This window comes from Kribbella lupini (assembly GCF_039529595.1).
GTDB classification, from domain to species: domain Bacteria; phylum Actinomycetota; class Actinomycetes; order Propionibacteriales; family Kribbellaceae; genus Kribbella; species Kribbella lupini.
Window position 1 is genome coordinate 63,711 of record NZ_BAAANC010000001.1, and the last position, 22,406, is coordinate 86,116.

The following is a 22,406-nucleotide window of genomic DNA, read 5'->3' on the forward strand; positions in this document are numbered from 1 at the left end:
CCCTGGCGGAGGTACGGTGGGTGACATGTCATCCCCGAACGAGTACGCCCCCAGCCCGACCGATTGGGTCCGCAGCGCCGTCGAGAAGATCGACGAGACCGGCACCACCGAGGCGGCCGGCTTCAACGGCATGGGCGTCGTGCTCATGACCATGATCGGCAACAAGTCCGGCAAGGTGCGCAAGGTCCCCGTGATGCGGGTCGAGCACAACGGCGTGTACGTCGCCGTCGCCTCCCTCGGCGGCGCGCCCAAGCACCCCGTCTGGTACTACAACCTCAAGGCCGACCCGAACGTGAAGCTCCAGGACGGCACCGAGACCAGGGAGTACGTCGCCCGCGAGATCGACGGCGACGAGTACGACGAGTGGTGGGTCCGCTCGGTCGCGGCGTACCCGGACTACGCGGAGTACCAGAAGAAGACCACCCGCAAGATCCCGCAGTTCCTGCTCGAGCCGAAGAACTGACCCGATCCGTCCCGCGCCGGCCCCGGCGGCGATCCTCCGGACGCCGTCGGGGGGCCGGCAGGTCAGCCCGCAGTACAGGGGACTTGCTCGCCGTCGGCGTAAAGTCCGTGTCCAGATCCACCGCCGAAGGGCATGCGGTGACCGGTCCAGGTCCCCGGTTGTGAGACGCTGAAGCAGATTGTCCGACGCGTGGCGTCGACCGAGTTCTGGGAGTTCTGCTGACCACACACGACGCGGTGCGCGAACCTTTCGTCGGATCGACGCGGCTGCGGCTGGCCGGCCTGGCCCTGCACGCCTACACCGCGAGCGGCACCGTGCTGGCGCTGCTGATCGTGATCGCCGCCATCGACGGCGACGCCGTCCGGGCGCTGTGGCTGATGCTGGCCGCGCTGGTGATCGACGGCACGGACGGGATGCTGGCCCGTCGGCTGCGGGTCAAGGAGACCATCCCGTGGTTCGACGGCGCGATGCTCGACAACATCGTCGACTACCTGACCTACGCCTTCGCCCCGATCGTGCTGCTGTGGACCGGTGGGTACCTGCCGTCCGGCTCGTGGGGCGCGGTGCTCGCGGCGCTGCCGTTGCTTGCGTCCAGCTACCAGTTCTGCCGGGTCGACGCGAAGACCGACGACCACTTCTTCCTGGGCTTCCCGAGCTACTGGAACGTGGTCGCCTTCTACGTGGTGATCCTCGGACTGACCCCGTTCGCGACCGGCGTGATCCTGGTGACCTGCTCGATCCTGGTCTTCGTCCCGGTGAAGTACGTCTACCCGTCGCGGACCAAGGTCTTCCGGTCGATGAACCTGCTGACCACCGCGATCTGGCTCGGTTCGTACGCCGTACTGCTGGCGCAGATGCCCGACCCGAACCCGGCCGTCGTCGCGCTGTCGCTGGCGTACTTGGTCTACTACGGCGGTCTCAGCCTCTACCTGACCTTCTGGGCACCCCGGCGCAAGGCAGCCTGAGTAGTGCTGCTCGGTCTGGGAGCCGCACTCGGCGCAGCCGTGCTGTTCGGTGTCGCCGCGATCCTGCAGGCGGTCGGCTCCCGCAAGGTGCCGACCGAGTCCGAGCTGGATCCGCGGCGGCTGGGTGCCTTCGTGGCCGCTCTGCTGCACCAAGGCCCGTTCCTGGCCGCGCTGGTGCTCAACCTGGCCGGCTTCGGGCTGCACTTCGTGGCACTCCGGCTGCTGCCGCTCTACCTCGCCCAGGCGGGAATCGCCGCCAGTCTGGTCGTCACCGCCCTGCTCGCCACCCGCTGGATGGGTGACCGGCTGTCGGCGGTCGAGTGGGCCGCGGTGATCGCGGTGTGCGTCGGCCTCGGGGTGCTGGCCGTGTCGGCCGGTCATGCGGGGGAGAGCGCCCGGCACCACGGTCTGACGATCGGCGTACTGGTCGGGCTGATCGTGATCATCGTGGTGGGCGCGGTCGCCAGCCGCTCCGAGCACGCCGGCGCGACAGCGCTGCTGGGTCTGCTCGCGGGACTCGGGTACGCCGGGGTGGCGATCTCGGCTCGTCTGCTGGAGGACGGCTCGATCAGCGAACTGCTGCAGGGCTTCACGACGTACACGCTGCCGTTGAGCGGTGCGCTCGCGTTCATCCTGTACTCGCTGGCGTTGCAGCGCGGCTCGGTGACGCTGGCGACGACGCCGATGATCGCGCTGCAGACCATCACGCCCGCCGCGGTCGGGGTCTTCGTGCTGCACGACGCCGTACGGTCCGGTTGGGGTGCGGCTGCCGTTGGCGGGTTCGTCCTGACGGCGATCGGCGCGCTGGTCCTGGTCCGCTTCGAATCCGTGAAGGACGCTAGCGAGTCGGCCACTTCCACGGAGGCTCGTCCAGCGGGCCCTGACCCGCGATAGCGGTCTGGCCGAAATCCTTCACGAGCTCGATCGTGCGCAGGTCCTGGCCGGACTCGTCGGCCCCGGCCTGCAGTGCGGCGAGGAACGGTCGCGAGTGTGTCACCAGGATGACCTGCGTCTCCTTGGCCGCCGTGTTGACGAGATTCGCCAACGCAGGCAGAAGATCCGGGTGCAGGCTCGTCTCGGGCTCGTTGAGGACGAGGAGCTCGGGCGGGCGCGGGGTCAGCAGGGCGGCGACCCAGAGCAGGTACCGGAGAGTGCCGTCGGACAGCTCGGCGGCTGCCAAGGGCCGGAGAAGTCCGTGTTGCCGGAAGACGATCTCGAACCGGCCGGACCCTGACTCGACCTTCACCGAGCTGCGCGGAAACGCCTGCTCGATCGCCTGGTCGAGCGCTGCCCGGTCCCCGATCTGGTTGATCGTCTCCAGCGCCGCCGCCAGGTGGGCACCCTCGGCATCGAGCACCGGCGTCCGCGTCCCGATCCGCGCCTGCCGCGCGGGCGCATCAGCATCGGTCCGGAGATGGTCGTAGAACCGCCACCCGCGGATCCGCTCCCGTACCGCCATCAACTCCGGCGCCCGATGCGGGTCCGCGAACTCACTCAGCATGCTGTCGAACGGCTGCAACTGATGCCCGCCGTCGATCCACCCGCCGTCCTCTGCGCGGATCCGCACGCCGCCGTTCTTCCGGTCCACCAACAAGGAGGCCGGCCGGAAGTACGGCCCCGCCCACAGGGCCTCCCGCTTGATCTCCGGATCCTGCCCGAACGGGTCCGGTGGTGTTCTCGGCGGCGGCAGCCCGAAGTCCACGGCGTACCCGTAGTCCTCCGACGCGAACCCCATCCGCAAACTCACCGGCCCCGACCGCACCGTCCCCTGCACCGGATACTCGCCCCGCCGTACCGCCTTCCCCAACTGATCGGGCCCGGCCCACAGCGTGCTCTGCAACCCACCCTCCCGAGCCAACGCCGCCACCGCGCCGTTCCGCGAAGCATCCGCCAGCAACCTGAGCGCCCGGTACAGCGAAGACTTCCCACTCCCGTTGGCCCCCGTCACCACGTTCACCCGCCCCAACGGCACCACCACCCGCCGCAAGGACCGATAACTCTCCACCGCCAACGTCGTGAGCATGCCGCCACGCTACAAACCCCCACCGACAAGCCACTTCCCGTACGGCGTGAGAAACACCCCGCCATCGAAGCTCTCCGCCGACACCCGCACGCTCCGCACGAGCCTGAGCTGCTCGGCGGGCTCCCCCACGTAGTCGACGTACAGCCACCCGTCGGCCGATACGTAACACCCAATCCGTGAGTCGATGAGCAGACTCGGCCGCCCGTACGCCGCCTCGACTTCCTCGCGGCCCAGTTCCCGCAGGCCCGCCCGAGCGGCTTGGGCGAGCAGCTGCCAGTCCACCAGCTCGACCTCCAGATACCCGAGCCGATGCAGGTACTCGGCATACACCGACGCCACTTCCGCGACGTAACGTCCGTCTCTCCCAAACAGCCGCCGGAACCCACCAAGCACTCCCTGCGACCCGTAGCGCAGACGGTCGTCGTCGAGCATCGGAGCCGGGTCCCGTTCGTCCAGGAAGCACAAGTCCTCAACCAACCGCCGAAACAAGGTCTCGGCCTCCTCGCCCGACCTGACCCACATCCCGGTCCGCTCAAGCACCAAAGGGATCTCGCCAAGCCACTTGCTCTTGAGCTCTGCTGCGGTGCGCATGACAGATGATCCCCTTGCCTGGTCCGTGATAGCCGCCAAACCGCCGACCACCTCGCCTGTCGGCCCCGCCGGGCTAGGCCAGAGGTCCGCCAACCGCCAAGCGAACCGCCGGGGCCGCCTCTGCGGTGGGCAGATGCCCGACGCCCACCAAGCCGCCGGCCGCCTGTGGCCCTGAGGTGGGCGGAGAGCCAACACTCACCGCCCACGAGACCAGTCGCCACCGGCGGACCGTCGTGGGCAGATGCCCGACATCCACCACCTATCGAGCCGTCGACGGCGGTCGTGATCTGGGAGAGCCCACACACCACACCCGCCACACGACCAGGTCCGCCGCCTCGACACGATCAGACGCCCGTCACCCATCAGACCAGCCGCCGCGAGCGGTTGCGACGTGGGCGCAGGCTCACCACACACCAAGCCGGCGCTGCTAGCGCCAACGCAGGCAGAGGCCGGACGCCCGTCACCCACCAGTCCAGCCGCCGCGAGCGGTTGCGAGGTGGGCGCAGGCTCACCACACACCAAGCCGGCACTGCCAGCGCCAACTCGCGCAGAGGCGCCACGCCCATCACCCACCAGCCCCAAACGCTGCGACGGGAGCACCGGCTCACACACCACCCACCAAGCCGGCCACTGCCAGGGCTGACGCGGGCAGAGGCTCGACGCCCACCACCCACCAAGCCGTCGGTAGGCGGCGAATCTGAGCGCGGCGGACTTGCGTTGCACTGCGTTTTCGAAGGTTGGTGGGTGGTGGGCGTCGGCATGTGCAAGCTGACGGCGAAAGGCGTGAATGCGGCGAGACCGGGATCTGGTTGCCATCTGGAGATCGCGGGCGCGCCGGAGCGTGCAGACGACCGCGTGGGCAGGACGTGGGGGCGCCGCGGGGGCAGGCGTACATGACGGCCATGCTGGATTGAGTCGCCGTGCGCAGGACAGCGGAGCCCAGGGCTCGCAAGCTGCGGCGTTGGAACTCGGCAGACGTCCGACCATCGTCGCCTGCCGGGTGAGCTGGGACGGCCGACGCCCACCACTGATCAACCCCGCGGCCGACGGCGGCTCTGAGCGCGACGGGCTCGCGTTGCGGCGGATCTGCGGAGGTTGATCAGTGGTGGGCGTCGACCTGCGCAGCTCGGCTGACCGCCTGGGTGAGGTGGTCGAGGGTGGTCTGCAGGAGAGGCGAGTTTTGGGCGCCTTCCCGGACGGCGGCGAACAGATGGCGTTGCGGATGGGGCGGCCGGGTCGGCCGGATGACCAGGGCGGACGGAAGGTCCTGCTGCGCCAGGCGGGGGATCAGGGCAACGGCGTGGGAGCGGGCCACGAGTTGGGTGACGGCGTGCCAGTCGTCGACTCGGTGGGTGATCCGGGGAGCGAACCCGGCGGCGGCGCAGGCGGTGGAGGTGATGGCGGCGCAGCAACCGTCCGGCGTACCGGTGATCCAGAGGTCGTCGTCGAGGGCTCGGAGGTCGATCGACGCTTCGCTGGCCAGTGGGTGATCGGCGGGCAACGCGACGTCCAAGATGTCCGCGCCAAGGTCGACGCGGTGGTACCGCGGATCACGGGTCGCAGGCGAACCGTCGAAGCTAACGGCCAGCGCAAGGTCCACCCGACCGGCGTCGAGCAGATCGAAGAGCTCCGGCGGATCGAGTTGCCGGAGTGAAACCTGAAGATCGGGATAGTCAGCCCGCAGCGAGGTCAGTACGGCGGGCAGCAGCCCGGCGCAGGCGGTGGAGAACGCGCCGATGGTCAGCTCCCCGCGCAGGATCTCGTCCCAGGTCTCCAAGTCGTGCCGCGCCTGCTCGAGCCGCGCGAACACGGCGTCGGCGTGATTGAGCAACGCGACCCCACGATCGGTCAGCACGATCCGCCGACCATCCCGCCGCGTCACCGCGAAACCAACGTCCTGTGCCAGCCCAGCAAGCTGCTGCGACACCGCGGACGGCGTCAGATGCAGCGCGTCAGCAGTCGCCGTCACGGTCCCGCGCTCGCGGAACTCCCGCAGTACGCGCAACCGCCGCAGATCATCGATGAAGTCCGACCTTAACGGTTTCATTCGCCAAGAATAGATGGACTGAAAGGTTCATCACCTGCAGACTCGACCCGTGACCACTCCGCCAGTACGCCTCGGCATCATCGGCCTCGGCGCGATGGGCGCCCGAGTCCTCCAGATCGCCACCACCCATCCCGAGTACACGGTGGTCGCCGCCGCCGACTTGGATGCCTCTGCCGTCAGCCGGTACGCCGAGCAGCACCCGTCGATCCACTTCACCACCACCCCCGAGGAGGTGATCGCGGCCGACGTCGACGCCGTCTACATCGCCACTCCGCCTGCCTCCCACGCAGACCTCACCGAAGCAGCCTTCACCGCCGGCCACGCGGTCTTCTGCGAAAAGCCCCTCTCCATCAGCCTCGCCGACGGCCAACGCATGCTGGACGCAGCCGCAGCCTCAGGTCGCGCGGCGGCAGTCAACTTCGCCCTGTCAGACCGTCGCGCCACGCTGTACTTGGAGGAACTCCTGCACCCCGACCGACAAGGCCAGGCCGGGGAAGTCAGGCGGTCCAGAGAGGCCGGGACGGCCGGGCCTGCCGGGGGAGCCGGGCCGGCGGGGGAACCGTGGCAGGGTGGAGAGACCGAAGGAGCCGGACGATCCGGAGGGCCCGAGGCAGGCGGGCCTGTCGGAGTGGCCGGGCGGGCCGGGGCGGCGGAGCTGGGGAGTGCGACGGCGGCGGGTTCGGCGGCGACTGGGGCGGGGCGAGCCACGTCCTCGGCCGCCGGTGGGGCCTCGTCCTCGGCGCGCGTCGAGGACGACAGCCGAATCGGCGGGCTTGGGGTTGGGGAGGTTCTGGCGGTTGAGATTCGGTTGGCGTTTCCTCAGTGGCCTCGGGCGTTTCAGGTGGGGGCCGGGTGGTTGGGGGAGCGGGCTCAGGGTGGGTTCATTCGGGAGGTGTTCTCGCACTTCGCGTACCTGACCGATCGGCTGATCGGGCCGTTGACGCCGGTGGAGCTTCATCTCGAGCACCGGGGTCCGGGGAGCGAGGTGGCGGCGTTCGGGTTGTATCGGGCGGGCGACGTACCGGTGCAGGTGAGCGGCGTGGTCGCGGGGCCCACGACGTACGAGTGGATCGTTCGCGGTTCCGAGCGGTCCTACCTGCTGCGTGACTGGCAGCAGCTGTTTGTTGCTGAGGGCAAGGACTGGGTGCCGGTCCCGTTGCCGGGAGAGCGCGGAGGTGAGGAGACGCGCTTGTCGCTCTTCGCCGAGGCGGTGCGCGGGCATCACCCGGCGAATCTCGCCGACTTCGCCACGGCGTACCGCGTGCAGCAGGCGGTCGAAGCCTGGCACACCGCATGAGAGCGGTCGAGGTCAGCCGGTACGGCGGGCCGGAGGTCCTTCAGGTGGTCGACAGGCCCGCGCCGACGTTGCGGGAAGGACAGGTCCGCGTCGCGGTCAAGGCGATCGGAGTCAACTACCTCGACGTCCAGGAGTGCACCGGCGCCTACCCGCGCGCCCTCCCGTACATCCCCGGCGACGAAGGCAGCGGCACGATCATCGAGGTCGGCCCCGGTGTGGATCGGTCGATCGGCGAACGCGTCTGCTGGCAAGGCATCACCGGCTCGTACGCCGAGGAGCTCGCGATCCCCGCGGACCGGCTGATCGCCGTACCGGACGGCATCTCCGACCACCTCGCCGCTGCCCTCCCCACCCAGGGACTCACCGCTCACTACCTCGCCACCGACGCGTACCAGATCTCCGCTGGTGACGTGGTCGTCATCCTCGCGGGCGCCGGCGGTGTGGGCCTCCTCCTCACCCAGATCGCCAAGCTCCAAGGCGCTTACGTCATCACAGCTGTCTCCACCCCGGAGAAGGCCCACCTGTCGCGAAAGGCCGGCGCCGACCAAGTCGTCGCCTACGCCGACCTCGCCGATGCCGTCCATGAGGCAAGCGGCGCGGGACGTGCGCGCGGCGTGCCTGCGAAGGCGATGTCCGCGGGCGCGGAGCCTGCGGAGGCGGTGCATGCGGGCGCGAGTCGTGCGGAGGCGGTGTACGTGGGCGCCGAGCCGGTGGAGGTGACGCATGCGGCTTCCGGGCCTGCGGAGGCGGTCCACGTGGGCGCCGAGCCAGCGATGGCCGTGCATGCGGGCGCGAGTCGTGCGGAGGCGGTGTACGTGGGCGCCGGGCCTGAGGAGGTGACGCATGCGGGTGCGGGGCCTGCGGAGGCGGTGCACTTGGGCGTCGAGCCAGCGATGGCCGTGGATGCGGGCGCGAGTCGTGCGGAGGTGGCGGATGCGGGCGCGCCACATGCGGAGGTGGTGCACGTGGGCGCCGAGCGCGCGAAGGCCGTGCGTGCGGGCGCGACACATGCGCAGGCGGTGCACGTGGGCGCCGAGCCGGCGGAGGTGGCGCTTGCGGGCGTCGGGCCTGCGGAGGCGGTGCACCTTGGTGTCGAGCCCGCGATGGCCGTGCATGCGGACGCGAGTCGTGCGGAGGCGGCGCACGTGGGCGCCGAGCCGGCGGAGGTGGCGCTTGCGGGTGTCGGGCCTGCGGAGGCGGTGCACTTTGGCGTCGGGCCCGCGATGGCCGTGGATGCGGACGCGAGACGCAGGGAGGTGGCGGGTGCAGGCGCTCCACATGCGGAGGCGGTGCTCGTGGGCGCCGAGCCTGCGGAGGTGGCGCATACGGGTGGCGGGCATGCGGGCGCGGTGCGCCAGGGCGCCGGGCCTGCGAAGGCCGTGCGTGCGGGCGCCAGACATGCGGAGGGGGTGCCCCGAGGAGGAGCCGGTGCAGGGCCGGTGCGTGCGGGCGCGAGATCTGCGGGGGTGATGCACGTGGGGGCCGACGTCGTTTACGACAGCGTGGGTGGTGCGACCTTCGAGGAATCGTTGGCGGTGTTGAGGCGGCGCGGGACGCTCGTGCTGTACGGGCAGTCGAGTGGGGCGGTGCCGCCCTTCGATCTGATGAGGTTGCGGCATGGTTCGCTGACGGTCATTCGGCCGACGTTGCGTGACTACGTTCACGGGGACGAGCTGCAGAAGCGGGCGGTTGATCTGTTCGCCTGGGTCGAGCGCGGGTACGTCACGCCACAGGTCGGCGGGATCTATCAGCTTGAGGACGTAGCGCAGGCGCACGCTGACCTGGAGGGACGCCGTACGAGCGGCAAGCTCTTGCTCGTTCCCTGAGAGCAAAGAACAGGGCCCCTCCCGCGAACGGAAGGGGCCCTGCGCAACAAATCGGCCGGTTGAGCCGAAGGACGGCCAGTCTGGCCAAGCCCAGGCCAAGGCGGGCCGGGGTCAGGCCCAGGGCGGGCCGGGGTCAGGCCAGGGAGTCCTCCCAGGCCTGGTGGAGGCCGGCGTAGTGGCCGCCGTGGGTGATCAGCGAGTCCGGCGTACCGTCCTCGATGATCCGGCCGTGCTCGAGCACGATCACCCGGTCCGCGGTCTCGACCGTGGACAGCCGGTGGGCGATCACGATCGCGGTCCGGTCGGCGAGGATCGTGCGCAGCGCGCGCTGGATCAGCCGCTCGCTGGGGATGTCGAGGCTGGAGGTCGCCTCGTCCAGGATCAGCACCGCGGGGTCGGCGAGGAACGCCCGGGCGAAGGCGACCAGCTGACGCTGACCGGCCGACAGCCGGGAACCGCGCTTCTCCACCGCGGTCTCGTACCCGTCCGGCAGCCGCACGATGAAGTCGTGCGCGCCGATCACCTTGGCGGCCTCGACGATCTCGTCCATCGTCGCGTCCGGCTTGCCGAAGCGGATGTTGTCGGCGACCGTCCCGGTGAACAGGAAGTTCTCCTGCGTCACCATCACCACCCGCTCGCGCAGGTCGTCCTCGGTGAGCTTGCGCAGGTCGATCCCGTCCAGCACGACCTGACCACCGGTCGGGTCGTAGAAGCGCGCGACCAGCTTGGCGATCGTCGTCTTGCCCGCTCCCGTCGTACCGACCAGGGCGAGGGTCTGCCCGGCCGGGACGTCGAGGTCGAGCCCGGGCAGCACCGCCACCCCGTCGACGTACCAGAACTTCACGTTCCGCAGCTCCAGGTGTCCCCGCGCCTTCTGGGTCGGCTTGGCCGGCTCCTTCGGCTCGGGCACGTCGGGAGTCTCGTTGAGTACGCCGGACAGCTTCTCCAGCGCCGCGCTCGCGGACAGGAACGTGTTGTAGAACTGCGAGATGTCCTGCAGCGGCTCGAAGAACTGCCGCAGGTAGAGCAGGAACGCGGTCAGCACGCCGACGGTGACGTGCCCGTGGTAGGCCTGCCAGCCGCCGTACGCGAGGATGGCGACGATGGTGATGTTGCCGACGCCCTTGATCGACGGCATGAAGATCGCGTTGATCCGGAACGACTCCAGGTTCGCCTCCCGGTAGCGGTCGTTCACCCCGTGGAAGATCTCCTCGTTGCGCGGCTCGCGGCGGAACGCCTGGACCGCGCGGATCCCGGTCATCGACTCGACGAAGTGCACGATGACCAGGGCGACGGCTTCGCGGCTTCGCCGGTAGACCAGCTGCGACCGGCGCCGGAACCAGGTGGTGAGGAAGAACAGCACCGGGAACGACAGCAGCGCGAGCAGCCCGAGCTTCACGTCCAGCGTGAGCAGCAGGATCGCCGTACCGACCAGGGTCAGCAGTGCCGTCACCAGACCGTCGAACCCGGTCTCGAGCATCTCGTCGATGACGTCCACGTCGGACGTCAGTCGCGAGATCACCCGGCCGGAGGTGTACCGGTCGTGGAACGACGGGCTGAGCCGCTGGAAGTGGTCGAACACCCGTCGGCGCAGCCCGAGCAGGATGGTCTGGCCGAGCCGGCCGGACCGCATCAGGAACACCTGCCGGGCGAACGCCTGGATCAGCGCCGACGCCAGAACCGCGGCGACGACGGTGAGCAGGGTCTGATTGCCCTCGCCCGCCAGGATCGGCGGGATGCCCTTGTCGATGCCGAGGTGGACCAGGTACGGAACGGCGAGGCGCGCGGCGTTCTCCACCACGACGATCGCGACCAGGATCCAGATCAGCTTCTTGTACGGGCGGAGCAGCTCGCCGAGCAGCTTGCGGGACTGCTCCTTGAGCCGCACGGTCGTGGCCCGCGACAGCTCGTCGTCGCCCTGCTCGGCGTACCCGCGCCAGGAGGCCTCCCGGTCGATGATCTGCTCCGGGCTCCGGTCCTCCTCGGGATCGGGCTGAGGCTGAGGTGGTTGCGTTGTCGTGCTCATGCGTGCACCTCCTCCTCTTCGGCCGCGAGCAGTTGCCGGTACGCCGGGACGGTGGCGAGCAGCTCGTGGTGAGTACCGACGTGGGTGATCGTGCCGTCCTCCAGCAACGCCACCTGGTCGGCGAGCATCACCGTCGACGCCCGGTGCGCCACCACGATGCCGGTGGTCGCGGAGAGCACGTTGCGCAGCGCCTCCTCGACCAGGGCCTCGGTGTGGACGTCCAGCGCGGACAGCGTGTCGTCGAGCACCAGTACGGCGGGCTTGGCGAGCACCGCGCGGGCCAGGGCCAGTCGTTGCCGCTGACCACCGGACAGTGACATGCCCTGCTCACCGACCCGGGTGTCCAGCCCCCAAGGCAGGTCGTTGGCGAAGGTCGCCTGGGCGATCTCCAGGGCCTGCTGGATGTCGGCCTCCGTGGCGTCCGGACGGCCGAGCGTGAGGTTCTCCCGGACCGACATCGAGAACAGCGTCGGGTCGTCGAACGCCGACGAGACCGCGCTGCGCAGGGACCTCAGGTCGAGGTCTCTGACGTCGTGGCCGTCGATCGTGATCCGGCCGCCGGTCACGTCGTACAGCCGGGGGACCAGCGCGGTGAGCGTGGTCTTGCCCGACCCGGTGGCGCCGACCAGGGCCAGCGTCGTCCCGGGGGTGAGGTCGAGGTTGATGTCGTGCAGCACGTCCGCGGAGTCCGGCGAGAACCGGAAGCTGACGTTCTCGAACCGCAGGTGGCCCTGTGGGTTCTCGAGCTGCTCCGGCCCGGACTCGATCGTCGACTTGGTGTCGAGGATCTCGCTGATCCGGTCCGCCGACGTCATCGCTTCCTGAGCCATCGCCAGGATGGTTCCGAGCGACTCGACCGGCCAGATCAGCGACAGCATCAGCGTGATGAAGGCGACCAGCGTGCCCAGGGTGATCGCGTCCCGACCGACGGCGAGCGCGCCGAGCAGCAGCACGATCACCAGCGTCAGGTTCGGGATCACCTCCAGGAAGGTCCAGAACCGCGACGCCAGCCGGACCTTCTCCACGGAGGTGCCGTAGAGCTTGACCGCGCCGTCGTCGAACTGGGCCTTCACGTGCTCGCGCCGGCCGAAGGCCTTGATCACCCGGAAGCCGAGCGCGGACTCCTCGATCCGGGTGGCCAGGTCGCCTTGCTGGTCCTGCACCCGGCGGGAGATCGCCAGGTACTTCTTCTCGAACTTCAGCGACACCATGACGATCGGCACGGCGGCGAGGACAACCACTACGCCGAGCGGCCAGTACAGCCGCAGGAGCAGGATGGTGACGACGATCAGCTGCAGGATGTTGATCACCAGGAACAGCAGGCCGAAGCCCATGAACCGGCGGATCGTCGACAGGTCGACGGTCACCCGGGACAGCAGCTGACCACTTTGCCAGCGGTTGTGGAACTCCATCGGCAGCGTTTGCAGCCGGACGTACAGGTCGTGGCGCAGGGTCGCCTCGAGGTCGCTGACGGCCCGGGACTGGGCCCAGCGGCGTGCCCAGACCAGCAGGACCTCGCTGATGCTGAGCCCGAGGGCGAGGAAGGCGAGCGGGAACAGCAGGTCCAGCTCGCGGCGGGTGACCGGGCCGTCGATGATGGCCCGGGTGACGAGGGGAACGCTGAGGCTGACGCCGACACCGAGGACGGCCGTGGAGAACATGATCGCCAGGCGGTGCCGGTGGGGTCGGAGGTAGGGCCGTAGCCGCCACAGGTTTCGGCTGCGGGCGGGGGCTCGGGTGGTGGGGGATGCGATCGACGGCGCTTGGGCAGGGTGCTCTGAGGGCATCTGGAGGGGCGCACTTCCCAACATGCTCGGCCAGTGAGTGGGTTCGCTACCGGAAAACGGCGCGATTTCCAGTATCGCTCAGGGGTAAGCGCTTGTCCCGAGAATTCCATTCCCGGGTGATGTAACTGCTGCTACCTGCAATGACCGGCCCCCGCGTCATGCGGTGACGGGGCTCACAGTCATTACGTTTCGTTATGGACTGGACCGGAGAAATGCGATCCCGTCGACGGCCGCCGGGGCGGTCGAGGTCGAAACGACCCGCACCTCGCCGGTCCGGTACGCCGTGACCGGCAAGTAGGTGACCTTCCGGGACTGGGTGGCCGCGGCGAGCGAGACCGAGGCGACCTTGACCCCCGCGTGGTAGACGTCGACCGAGCCCTGGCCGGGCCCGTTGAGCGTGACCAGGGCGATCCGGACACCCGACTCGCCGGACTTGGTCAGCGCCGCTCCCTTGGCGTTCAGCGTCGACGTGGTCCCCAGGAACGCGAGCGCGCTACTCCCACGGGCGACTGAGCCGACCGAGGTGAGCGCCCGGTCGTCCTGCGGGTAGACCGAGCAGGTCTGCGGCGACCAGCCCGACACGTTTCCGATCACGTCGCGAGCCCGGACCTGGAAGCAGCGCTCGGAGCCGGCGTTCGCACCCCAGGCGACCGAGGTGTCCTGCAGAGTCGTCCAGGCCGCCGGGTACACCCAGGCGCCGAGCGGCTGGCCCGGCGCCGCGCCGCGGTAGGCGACGTCGTACGCGACCGGATCGAGGTTGTCGGTGAACGAGTAGCTGTACCTCTGCGCCGGCGTCAGGATCACGCGATCGCCCGGCCGACTGGTCACGTACGTCGGGGCGGTGCCGTCGGTCTCGCTGCAGTACGACGCGCTCCACGCACTCAGGTTGAGCGCCTTGTCCCGGGAGCGGACCTGCCAGCAGGTGTCGACGCCCGGGTTCGCGGTCAGGCTGACCTCGGTGATCTTGATGCCCTGCCAGCCGGCGATCTCCCGCCAGGCGCCGTACGGCGAGGTCGGTGTCGGACGCTGCTGGATGCGGACGTCGTAGCTCTCGATGCCGGTCGCCGGTTCGTGCGGGTCATCGGCGGGGTCGGTGAAAGCCCAGTTGAACGTCGCCGTGGTGAAGTCGCGGATCCGGTCGCCGGCGCTCGCGGTGGTGAGCACCGGGGGAGTCTGGTCGGTCCGCTGCTGCGGGTCGGGCTTGAGCCAGTCCAGCGTGATGACCCGCGGCCGCGCAGCCGGGTCGGCGTACGCGATCTTGGGCTGGCCGGAGCCGTCGGCCCGGAATGTTGCCTGCTGCAACCGTCCGAGGATCGGGCCGTAGCGCCGCCGGCCGAGGGCCGCGTCGTTCAGGTCGGTGACGAGCAGTTCCTTGGTGGACAGGCCGTTCGTGTCCTCGCCGGTGGTGAGCTGGGCGACAAAGCCGTTGCCGAGCTGGGCGTCCGCGGGAACCGCGAGGTTGCGCGGCGGCTCGGGGCCGGTGACGTCGATGACCTGGTTGCCGCCGGCGCAGCCGGTGAGCAGGGCCCAGCGGCCGTTGACGGCGTTCGGGCCGATCGCGCAACCGCTGGCGACGCTGATGGTCTTGGTCGTCCCGGCGGTGACGTCCTGGCCTTGCAGTACGCCGGGCTCGGTGACCTTCCACGCGGTGTTGCCTGCCAGCGCGAACGGCGGCGCCAGACCGAGACGCTTGGTCTTGGTGGCGACGTCGTAGATCTCACCGTAGTGGGCGACGAGCTTGCCGCCCTTGCCGAGCACGACGTCGTCGGCCGCGGGGAACGTCAGGTCACCGACACGGGCTGTCGTGGCATCGAAGGACAGCAGCGTCGTGCCTTCGAGCTGGAACGGTTTGCCGGTGTTGCTGCCGCCGGTCGCGGTCCAGGCCGTGCCGTTGTTGGCCGTCTCGTACAGGGTGTGAGCGGGCTGCTGGTCGGAGGTGACCAAGCGGGCGCCTGACAGGCCGACGTACTGGACCTGAGCGGCGAAGGCCGGGGTGGCCTTGACGGTCTGCAGTACGCCGTCGGGGCCGACCGATGCGATCTTGCTCTGGGCGCTGACCAGCAGTCGACCCGTGGTGAGGTCAGCCGCGTCGTGCACACCGGTGACGAACGGTCTGGTGACGGTGCTGGTCCCGCTGACCTTGATGAGTTCGCTGCCCAGGCGCACCGCGATGTCGTCGCCGAGCGGAAGGATCGGTTCGCCGTACGGGACCTGGATCGTGCCCGTGGTCGCCGTGGTCCGTTGCTTCCAGGCGAGCGAGCGGGTGGTTTCGGTGGCGGCGGTCTGCCAGATCACACGGTTCGGGGTCAGTGCTGCCCACGCTGGATTTGCCGTGAGCGTGGTGACCGCGGTCGCCGCGCCGGTCGCCAGGTCCACGATCGCGACGCGGCCGGACATGCCGAGCAGGAGTGACGAGTCGTTGCTGTCGAGGATCGTGGGATCGCCGGCGGCGCCGGTGACGGTCTTCTCTGTGCTGTTCAGGGCCCTGAGCGAGATCGTCGATCCACGGCGGAGCAGGATGCCGCCGGCGTAGACGCCCTCGTACACGGCATCGGCCGGGACGCCGAGCTGACTGCTCGCGTCCGTCGAGAGATCGCGGAACGTCACCACGCCGGAGCCCACCTGAACGGCGTACTTGCCGAGCAGCGAGGGCGCTTGGTCCGGTTGCTCCGTCGACCGATCGATCGTCCGCACGGTCGCGCCGTTGGTCGTGCTCTGGATCTCCCACGGCTCCGGAGCGAGGTCGTTGGGTTGCCCGTACGACGTCACGTAGTACTGACTCGTCACCGCGCGGAGCCTGTACGGCGGGTCGCTCACCGCGCGACTGCCGACGGCTTGACCTTCGCCGAGATGTGGCGGTGGCTCCGCGGCTCTCGCCTGGCCGGCACCCAGCGGCAACAGAATCAGCGCGACCCCAGCCGCGACCAGTCGATGCTTTCTCACTCCAGGCCCCCTTACGAAGTTCGGCACGTTAATCGCTTTCTGCTGACAACGGAAGGATGCCGTGAGACTCGGTGACGCTGCGTGCCACTTCCGCGACTGTGGAAAACCCGGTGACAGAGCGGTCCGCGCTGCGGGACCCTCGAGAGTCCGTACCGCGCGAAAGGATCCGATGCAGGCTGCCGTCACCGTGACGCCGAAGCAGTTGCCCGAGGTGTTGCTGCACGTCGCTGTCGTCCGCCCGGTCTTCCTCTGGGGAGCACCCGGGATCGGCAAGTCCAGTCTGGTGCGCGCGTTCGCCGACTCGCTCGGCCTGGAGTGCGTCACCCTGCTCGGGACGCAGCTCGCGCCGGAGGACCTGATCGGCGTACCCCAGATCGTCGACGGCCGCAGCCGCTTCGCGCCACCGACCAGCATCGCGCGGGACACGCCGTACTGCCTGTTCCTGGACGAGCTGAACGCGTCCTCGCCGGAGGTGCAGAAGGCGTTCTACTCGCTGATCCTGGACCGGCGGATCGGGGAGTACGAGCTGCCCGAGGGATCCGTCGTGATCGGCGCGGGCAACCGCGCGACCGACAACGCGCTGGCCCGGCCGATGGCGTCCGCGCTGCTGAACCGGCTGGTCCACGTCCACCTGCGCGCGTCCGCGAGCGACTGGCTGGCCTGGGCCGGCGGCGCCGGAATTCACCCGTGGGTGCTCGACTATCTGCGGAACAGGCCGGACCACCTGTGGACGGCGCCGCCGAAGACGGAGGAGCCGTTCTCGTCGCCGCGCAGCTGGCACATGCTGTCGGACGCGCTGCGGTCGTACGGCGACGACATCGACGACGAGATGCTGCGCGTGCTCGCCTACGGCACCGTGACGGCAGCGCACGCGTCGGGGTTCCGGGCGTTCGTGAAGACGGTGCGGAACGCGTTCGGCCTGGAGGCCGTGCTCAAGGGTGAGGCCGGTTGGCCGAGTGCTCCCGGCGATCGTGACCTGCTCTACTTCCTGGCCGAGACCTTCCGCGCCCGACTCGTGAAGGAGCTGCCCGCCGACAAGACGTCGGGAAGCGCTGCGTCGCGTCAGCTCGCCCATCGCGGCAAGGCGTTGCTGGTCGAGCTGGCGGAGATCTCGCTCGAGATCGCGCAGGTCGTGATCGCGTCGGACGACGACGGACGCGCGGTGCTGCCGACGTGGTTCCTGGTCGAGGTCACCCGCGACCTGCCGCGCCTGGTCGCGGCCCGGAACTGACCTATGCCTCGGCGTCCTGCTCGGAAGGATCCTGCGCTCGAAGCCATCCAGCAGGGGTGGCAGCGGGTGTCCGCGCATCCCCTGTTCGCCGCTCTGGCTGGTGGTCCGCCGCGTCGCAGCGACATCGTCGCGACCGACGGCTGGGCGACGATCGACACCTCGCGCGAGATCCTCGTCCACCGGACCCGCCGGGCGACCGCCGACGAGTGGGCCTGGGTGTTCGCGCATCTGCTCATTCACCTGGGCCTGGACCACGCCTCGCCGAATCGGCCGGTTCCCGACCGCGCTGCCTCTGCGGCGTACGACGTGGCTGTGAACCGCTTCCTGTCCGCGCTGAAGCTCGGCCGACCGGTCGTCGACCTGCCGGCGGTTCTGCCGGCGACGGACGAGGACCCACTGGCCAGGCTGTGGCGTGCCAACGGCGTACCGGACGAGCACACCCGGTGCGGTGTCAACGGCGGGCAGTCCGATGTGACGACCGCGGCCTGGACCGGTTGGGGGAAGCCGCCCGACTGGCCTGCGCGCTTCGCCGTGGGGCTGTCCGCGGCGGCGACGGCCGCGGTGGACGTGGCCGGCGGCGTCCGGTCGACGCTGTCCGACTCGCGGGGGCGGGTGGACGACTGGACGGCCGCACTGGGGTGGTTCGTCTCGTCGTACCCGCTGATGGGCGCGCTGGCGGCGTCGATGACCGTGGTCGCGGAGGTGGAGCTCGCACGCAACTGGGACATTCGGGTGGCCGCGGTGAGCGCTGTCGCGGGGGAGATCTACGTGAACCCCCTGGCAGGGCTGACGCCAGGGGAGTGGCGGTTCGTGATGGCGCACGAGATGCTGCATGCCGCACTGCGCCACGGCGAACGTGTCGGCGGCCGCGATCCGTACCTGTGGAACGTCGCGGCCGACCTGGTCATCAACGGCTGGCTGCTGGAGATGGGCGTCGGCACGATGCCGGAGGGCGCACTGTACGACGCTGAGCTCAAGGGGCTGTCAGCCGAGGAGGTCTACGACCGCATCGCCCGCGACCTGCGCCGCTACCGCAAGCTGGCGACGCTCCGCGGCGTCGGACTGGGCGACGTACTCGGTCAGCCGCTGCCGCATCCCGGCGAGGCCCGCCGCGCGTCCGGGCTGGACGACATCTACCGGCGTGCGCTGAGTACCGGTCTGGCGTACCACGACGAGTCGCGCGGGCTGCTGCCTGCCGGACTGGTCGAGGAGATCCGCGCACTGGAGCACCCGCCGCTGGAGTGGGACGCTCAGCTCGCCCGCTGGTTCGAGGAGCACGTCCCGTCCGCGCAGCCGACCCGCTCGTACGCCCGGGCCTCCCGGCGCCAGGCCAGTACGCCGGACATCCCGCGGCCCGGTTGGGTCCGTCCTGAGCGCCCGGAGCTGCTGCCGACGTACGGCGTGGTGCTGGACACCTCGGCGTCCATGGACCACCGCCTGCTCGGCAAGGCGCTCGGAGCCATCGCCTCGTACTCCAAGGCGCGCGACGTTCCGGCAGCCCGAGTCGTCTACTGCGACGCGGCGCCGTACGACGCCGGCTACGTCCCCGTCGACGAGATCGCCGGTCGGGTCCGCGTACACGGCCGAGGCGGCACCGTCCTCCAGCCCGCGCTCAACCTGCTCGACCACGCCGAGGACTTCCCACGCGAGGCGCCGGTCCTGATCATCACCGACGCAGACTGCGACACACTGCGCGTCCGGCGTACGCACGCCTACCTGATCCCGTCGGGTGCCTCGCTGCCGTTCACTCCGCGCGGGCCGGTCTTCCGGGTGCAGTAGGGGGATACTGACGTTCCTGCGCTGCGAGGCCGCTCGGTCGGTTGCCGACAGGTTCAGGTCACGATTGGCTGCGAGTTGCATCAGGTCTATGCCGGGGAGGCGCTCATGAGTACTAGGCGGCCACACGCACTGGGCGGCCGCACCGAGTTCCGTCTCCGGACCGGCCAGCTGGGGTCGGTCATTGCTCCTGGCAACGAGCTCCTGGACCAGGCGGCGCGGTTGTTCATGGGACGTCCTGCGGAGGAGGCCTACCTGCGCAGTCCTACTTCACTCGCCTTCGTCGCCGTGGTCGGTTCCGAGGTCGTCGGCTGGTGTTGGGGCTACCACCTGCCGCGGCCTGACGGGACGTCCATGCTCTATGTCCATCAGCTGAAGGTCGCAGAGGCCCACCGCGGGCAGGGGATCGGGCGAGAGCTGGTCACCACGTTCATGACCGCGGGCACCGCGGCTGGTGCCGGCACGATGTTCCTCACCACCGGTGCCGACAACACCGCCGCCCGAGCCCTCTACGACTCCCTGGGCGGCGGCCTCGCCGAGCAGGGGCCTACGGTCAACTACTGGTTCCTGCTGAAGGGCCGCCCGTGAAGCGCTTCGTCGTCGACACCGACGGCTCGGACGAGGTCGCTGTCTGCCGGCTGATCCTCCGGACGGTTGCCGCTGACGTGCATCAGTACGAGACGGACATCCCGGTCGCGGATCCGGACTGGCCTGCCGACGTCGCCGCGGCGGCCGAAGCTCTGCGGGCCGTCGGGCGCACCGACCACGGCTACACGATGAGCGGCACGATCCGTACGCCGGACCTCTGGCCCGCGTTCGTCACCTTCGCGCCGTACGCCTACGACGCGACGGTCTGGAACGCGTCGCAGGACATCGTCTCGCTGTCGGACGAGGCGCAGTCGATCGTCGTACGGCTGACTCCCGCGCAGCACGCTCTGCTGGGCTCGCTGCGGCTGATCCCGGAGCGTGAGTGGCGCAGGCGGCGGCGCCCCTAAGGCGACGTACGCTCCGCGCATGCAGCAGTACGTCGGTGTGGTTGTCCGGTACGGCGATCGGATCGCTCTCGTCCGAGAGCAGTACGAGACCTGGGAACGCGAGCACTGGAACCTGCCCAGCGGAGCCGTCGAGCCTGGGGAGGCGCCCGTGCAGGGCGCCGTACGCGAGCTTCGCGAGGAGACGGGACTCCAGCTGCCCGAGAGCGCCCTCACGCAGGTCTGGACGACCACCGTCCACCACGGCGACCAGCTGGTGAACCAGTCCTTCAACTACGCGGCGACGGTTGGTGACTCGGCCTTCGCTCCGGACGACCCGGACAACTCGGTCCTGGAAGTCCGCTGGTTCCCCGTCGCTGAGGCCATCGCCCGGCTGACGGCCCTGCCGTACCCGCCGATCAGCGTCCCCGCCGTGGCCTACTTGACCGACGCGAGGCCTGCCGACTGGACATTCACGCTCACCGAGAACACCTGGACCTACTAGTCGAGCGGCGCGGTACAGCACCTCGACGTACGCGATCCGGCCGTCGACGATCAGCTGCCCTTCCCAGCCCGGCTCCTCGCTGCGTCCGTCAGCTGCCGAGCCAGCCTCGGCCACCGCTCCGCAACCAGTCCGTTCACCCCAGCAGGCTACGGCCCGCGCTCGTGCCACATTGGCGGAATGACTGCCTTCCAGTTGTGGGACGACCGAGTCGCAGCACTCCACAGGCCCGTCAGCTACTGACCCCGGAGTCCTGATGCCCGACAAGCTCCTGTCGTCTGGAACATTGCCCGACCTTGGCTTACCGCACCGCAGCGAGCTGTTCGCGTCGGCCGAGGTGCCGCCGTACGAGCTGATCAGTACGGCGTTCGTGCTGCTCTTCGACAGCTCGTCGCGCCTGCTGCTCCGGTACGCCGACCTGCCGGCTCGCGGCGGCTGGGACCTGCCTGGCGGGCACGTCGAACCCGGCGAGACCCCACGCGAAGCCGCAGTCCGCGAGCTTCACGAGGAGACCGGCTGGCCGCTCGACGAGTCCGCCCTCGCCGTCCTGGGCTGGAACCGCATCCAGCTCCTCGGCGCGAAGCCCGAGGGCTTCCGCTACCCGCACCCCATCGGCTACCTCACCTACTTCACCGCCCGCCTCACCGAACCCGGCCGCCCGACCACACCCGAGGCCGACTCCGAGTGCTCGTCAGCCGCCTGGCTGGCGGTCGCAGCGGTCCGCTCCCACTGCGCCAGCCGCCGATGGCTCCCGCTTGTGGCCGCCGCAGAAGGGCCAGCATGAGCCAGAGCGCCGCTCAAGCTCCTGCGGAGTCCATCGCCCGCAGTCCTTTCGAATGCAACGATGGCCTCATGGATCCGAGGCCGCTGACACCCCGTGAGCGCGAGGTGCTCGCAGTGCTCACGTCAGCCGACTTCCCCGGAGCCGCCAACCTCCGCCGCCAGGCTGCCGAGGTCCTCGTGATCGGCGAGTGCGGATGCGGTTGCCCATCCATCGACTTCAACACCGGTGGTGGCCTGGGCATGACCGTCCGTGTGAACGCCGGGATCCCCGACTCCTCCGACGGCCTCTTCCTCTACACCTTTGAGCACGCCGACCAGGAGCTCCTCGGTGGCATCGAATGGGTCAGTGGCGCCGAGGTCGACCCGGCGGAACTCCCGCACCCGTCCACCCTCGCCGTCGAACCCGCCGGCCGCCATCGTTCGTAGAACGAGTCGGCGACAGTTTCCGCCGCTCAGGGCCATACTGGCGCCCATGAACTGGCCGGAAGGAACCAAGGGGCGCCTCCTCGCCGGCGTCTATCTGATCGCCTTCGTGGCGATGGCGACCGGCGTGATCTGGACTCTCTACAACCAGGCAACCGGCGGTAGCGGTGCTCAGTTCACCGTCGGCATCACCTTGTTCGTCCTGGCTCAACTGGTCATCACAGCCATGGCCTTCGCCCTGCGAAGCGCCGTTCGGGACAAGACCGACACCTACCAACGAGCCTGGCAACGCCTGAGCAGCGGCCTGGAGATCCCGGCCGCAGTACGGCGACTCACAGCTTGATCGTGCCCGGCAACGACGAGGGCCCCTAGCCACTGGCTAAGGGCCCTCGTACTGAGCGGGTGACGAGAATCGAACTCGCGTAGTCAGTTTGGAAGACTGGGGCTCTACCATTGAGCTACACCCGCGTGCACCCGGTCTCCCGGGTACGAATCCCATGATTTCACATCTCGGGGCGAGGCTCAAAACGGGTTCTCCTCAGCGGGTTGATCGGCCCCGATACGCTCGATGAGAGGGGTGGGGGCGCGAGCATGCCTCCGCGTCCACTAGACTCGTTCGGTCACTGCGGGGCGTAGCGTAGTGGCTAGCGCGCCTGCTTTGGGAGCAGGAGACCGCAGGTTCGAGTCCTGTCGCCCCGACAAACCCCTGCAGTACCTGTGGTGCGGCCTGTCCGGGCGTGCCGCGATCGTCA

19 protein-coding genes and 2 tRNA genes are annotated in these 22,406 nt (G+C 69.6%); 14 read left to right on the top strand and 7 right to left on the bottom strand.

Features of this window, described 5'->3' with window-relative positions; translation table 11 throughout:
* Positions 1-25: 25 nt before the first annotated feature.
* From ABD235_RS00355 to ABD235_RS00365, 3 genes are all read left to right on the top strand, one after another.
* Positions 26-463, top strand: a complete 438-nt coding sequence (locus ABD235_RS00355) for a nitroreductase family deazaflavin-dependent oxidoreductase (RefSeq protein ID WP_344167442.1) — start codon at positions 26-28, stop codon at positions 461-463.
* Positions 464-699: 236 nt separating this feature from the next.
* Positions 700-1,428: a CDP-alcohol phosphatidyltransferase family protein gene (locus ABD235_RS00360; RefSeq protein WP_344167445.1), complete on the top strand. Its 729-nt coding sequence runs from the start codon at positions 700-702 to the stop codon at positions 1,426-1,428.
* 3 nt (positions 1,429-1,431) lie between these two features.
* A complete protein-coding gene (locus tag ABD235_RS00365) occupies positions 1,432-2,322 on the top strand; it encodes a hypothetical protein (protein ID WP_344167448.1) in 891 nt (296 codons plus the stop codon).
* On the opposite strand, the gene ABD235_RS00370 is transcribed toward ABD235_RS00365, so the two are convergent.
* The 3 genes from ABD235_RS00370 to ABD235_RS00380 all read right to left on the bottom strand — a co-directional run bounded on the left by ABD235_RS00370 (position 2,267) and on the right by ABD235_RS00380 (position 6,089).
* The gene (locus ABD235_RS00370; protein WP_344167451.1) at positions 2,267-3,451 is read right to left on the bottom strand and encodes an AAA family ATPase; all 1,185 of its coding nucleotides are present in this window, start codon (positions 3,449-3,451) and stop codon (positions 2,267-2,269) included. The two genes, ABD235_RS00365 and ABD235_RS00370, sit on opposite strands and share 56 nt — an antisense overlap.
* 9 nt (positions 3,452-3,460) lie before the next feature.
* Complete coding sequence (locus tag ABD235_RS00375; RefSeq protein ID WP_344167454.1) at positions 3,461-4,042, bottom strand: hypothetical protein; 582 nt, start codon at positions 4,040-4,042, stop codon at positions 3,461-3,463.
* Between the two features lie 1,099 nt (positions 4,043-5,141).
* Positions 5,142-6,089 carry a LysR substrate-binding domain-containing protein gene (locus ABD235_RS00380; protein ID WP_344167457.1) on the bottom strand — a complete coding sequence of 316 codons (948 nt, stop codon included), beginning with the start codon at positions 6,087-6,089 and terminating at the stop codon, positions 5,142-5,144.
* A 49-nt stretch (positions 6,090-6,138) separates the two neighbouring features.
* Here ABD235_RS00380 and ABD235_RS00385 point away from each other — a divergent pair, with 49 nt between their 5' ends.
* A complete protein-coding gene (locus ABD235_RS00385) occupies positions 6,139-7,386 on the top strand; it encodes a Gfo/Idh/MocA family protein (protein ID WP_344167459.1) in 1,248 nt (415 codons plus the stop codon).
* The gene (locus tag ABD235_RS00390; RefSeq protein WP_344167463.1) at positions 7,383-9,212 is read left to right on the top strand and encodes a zinc-binding dehydrogenase; all 1,830 of its coding nucleotides are present in this window, start codon (positions 7,383-7,385) and stop codon (positions 9,210-9,212) included. Before ABD235_RS00385 ends, ABD235_RS00390 begins: the two co-directional genes overlap by 4 nt.
* A 133-nt stretch (positions 9,213-9,345) precedes the next feature.
* Here ABD235_RS00390 and ABD235_RS00395 read toward each other — a convergent pair whose 3' ends face one another.
* The 3 genes from ABD235_RS00395 to ABD235_RS00405 form a co-directional block, all read right to left on the bottom strand.
* Positions 9,346-11,238, bottom strand: a complete 1,893-nt coding sequence (locus ABD235_RS00395) for an ABC transporter ATP-binding protein (RefSeq protein WP_344167466.1) — start codon at positions 11,236-11,238, stop codon at positions 9,346-9,348.
* Positions 11,235-12,899 carry an ABC transporter ATP-binding protein gene (locus ABD235_RS00400; RefSeq protein ID WP_344167469.1) on the bottom strand — a complete coding sequence of 555 codons (1,665 nt, stop codon included), beginning with the start codon at positions 12,897-12,899 and terminating at the stop codon, positions 11,235-11,237. Before ABD235_RS00400 ends, ABD235_RS00395 begins: the two co-directional genes overlap by 4 nt.
* Positions 12,900-13,217: 318 nt before the next feature.
* A complete protein-coding gene (locus tag ABD235_RS00405) occupies positions 13,218-15,812 on the bottom strand; it encodes a hypothetical protein (RefSeq protein ID WP_344167472.1) in 2,595 nt (864 codons plus the stop codon).
* 325 nt (positions 15,813-16,137) lie between these two features.
* Here ABD235_RS00405 and ABD235_RS00410 point away from each other — a divergent pair, with 325 nt between their 5' ends.
* The 8 genes from ABD235_RS00410 to ABD235_RS00445 all read left to right on the top strand — a co-directional run bounded on the left by ABD235_RS00410 (position 16,138) and on the right by ABD235_RS00445 (position 21,997).
* Positions 16,138-17,199 (top strand): ATP-binding protein, encoded by a 1,062-nt coding sequence (locus ABD235_RS00410; RefSeq protein ID WP_344167475.1) that lies wholly within the window; start codon positions 16,138-16,140, stop codon positions 17,197-17,199.
* A 66-nt stretch (positions 17,200-17,265) separates the two neighbouring features.
* Positions 17,266-18,978: a vWA domain-containing protein gene (locus ABD235_RS00415; protein ID WP_344167478.1), complete on the top strand. Its 1,713-nt coding sequence runs from the start codon at positions 17,266-17,268 to the stop codon at positions 18,976-18,978.
* Between the two features lie 105 nt (positions 18,979-19,083).
* A complete protein-coding gene (locus ABD235_RS00420; RefSeq protein ID WP_344167481.1) occupies positions 19,084-19,563 on the top strand; it encodes a GNAT family N-acetyltransferase in 480 nt (159 codons plus the stop codon).
* Positions 19,560-19,970 (top strand): hypothetical protein, encoded by a 411-nt coding sequence (locus ABD235_RS00425; protein WP_344167484.1) that lies wholly within the window; start codon positions 19,560-19,562, stop codon positions 19,968-19,970. The genes ABD235_RS00420 and ABD235_RS00425 overlap by 4 nt, the downstream gene beginning before the upstream one ends.
* Positions 19,971-19,989: 19 nt before the next feature.
* Positions 19,990-20,451, top strand: a complete 462-nt coding sequence (locus tag ABD235_RS00430) for an NUDIX hydrolase (RefSeq protein ID WP_344167487.1) — start codon at positions 19,990-19,992, stop codon at positions 20,449-20,451.
* A gap of 253 nt (positions 20,452-20,704) precedes the next feature.
* Positions 20,705-21,232 (top strand): NUDIX hydrolase, encoded by a 528-nt coding sequence (locus ABD235_RS00435; protein ID WP_344167490.1) that lies wholly within the window; start codon positions 20,705-20,707, stop codon positions 21,230-21,232.
* Between the two features lie 68 nt (positions 21,233-21,300).
* Positions 21,301-21,657, top strand: a complete 357-nt coding sequence (locus ABD235_RS00440) for a hypothetical protein (RefSeq protein WP_344167493.1) — start codon at positions 21,301-21,303, stop codon at positions 21,655-21,657.
* A gap of 46 nt (positions 21,658-21,703) precedes the next feature.
* A complete protein-coding gene (locus ABD235_RS00445) occupies positions 21,704-21,997 on the top strand; it encodes a hypothetical protein (RefSeq protein ID WP_344167496.1) in 294 nt (97 codons plus the stop codon).
* A gap of 54 nt (positions 21,998-22,051) precedes the next feature.
* On the opposite strand, the gene ABD235_RS00450 is transcribed toward ABD235_RS00445, so the two are convergent.
* Positions 22,052-22,122 (bottom strand) — tRNA-Gly (locus tag ABD235_RS00450).
* 158 nt (positions 22,123-22,280) lie between these two features.
* Here ABD235_RS00450 and ABD235_RS00455 point away from each other — a divergent pair.
* A tRNA-Pro gene (locus ABD235_RS00455) sits at positions 22,281-22,353 on the top strand.
* Positions 22,354-22,406: the final 53 nt, after the last annotated feature.

Excerpts from the sequence above, each read along its gene's own strand:
- ABD235_RS00355 (WP_344167442.1), top strand. The coding sequence starts at position 26 with ATGTCATCCCCGAACGAGTACGCCCCCAGCCCGACCGATTGGGTCCGC.
- ABD235_RS00370 (WP_344167451.1), bottom strand. The coding sequence starts at position 3,451 with ATGCTCACGACGTTGGCGGTGGAGAGTTATCGGTCCTTGCGGCGGGTG.
- ABD235_RS00375 (WP_344167454.1), bottom strand. The coding sequence starts at position 4,042 with ATGCGCACCGCAGCAGAGCTCAAGAGCAAGTGGCTTGGCGAGATCCCT.
- ABD235_RS00380 (WP_344167457.1), bottom strand. The coding sequence starts at position 6,089 with ATGAAACCGTTAAGGTCGGACTTCATCGATGATCTGCGGCGGTTGCGC.
- ABD235_RS00390 (WP_344167463.1), top strand. The coding sequence starts at position 7,383 with ATGAGAGCGGTCGAGGTCAGCCGGTACGGCGGGCCGGAGGTCCTTCAG.
- ABD235_RS00395 (WP_344167466.1), bottom strand. The coding sequence starts at position 11,238 with ATGAGCACGACAACGCAACCACCTCAGCCTCAGCCCGATCCCGAGGAG.
- ABD235_RS00400 (WP_344167469.1), bottom strand. The coding sequence starts at position 12,899 with ATGTTCTCCACGGCCGTCCTCGGTGTCGGCGTCAGCCTCAGCGTTCCC.
- ABD235_RS00410 (WP_344167475.1), top strand. The coding sequence starts at position 16,138 with ATGCAGGCTGCCGTCACCGTGACGCCGAAGCAGTTGCCCGAGGTGTTG.
- ABD235_RS00420 (WP_344167481.1), top strand. The coding sequence starts at position 19,084 with ATGAGTACTAGGCGGCCACACGCACTGGGCGGCCGCACCGAGTTCCGT.
- ABD235_RS00430 (WP_344167487.1), top strand. The coding sequence starts at position 19,990 with ATGCAGCAGTACGTCGGTGTGGTTGTCCGGTACGGCGATCGGATCGCT.
- ABD235_RS00435 (WP_344167490.1), top strand. The coding sequence starts at position 20,705 with ATGCCCGACAAGCTCCTGTCGTCTGGAACATTGCCCGACCTTGGCTTA.
- ABD235_RS00440 (WP_344167493.1), top strand. The coding sequence starts at position 21,301 with ATGGATCCGAGGCCGCTGACACCCCGTGAGCGCGAGGTGCTCGCAGTG.
- ABD235_RS00445 (WP_344167496.1), top strand. The coding sequence starts at position 21,704 with ATGAACTGGCCGGAAGGAACCAAGGGGCGCCTCCTCGCCGGCGTCTAT.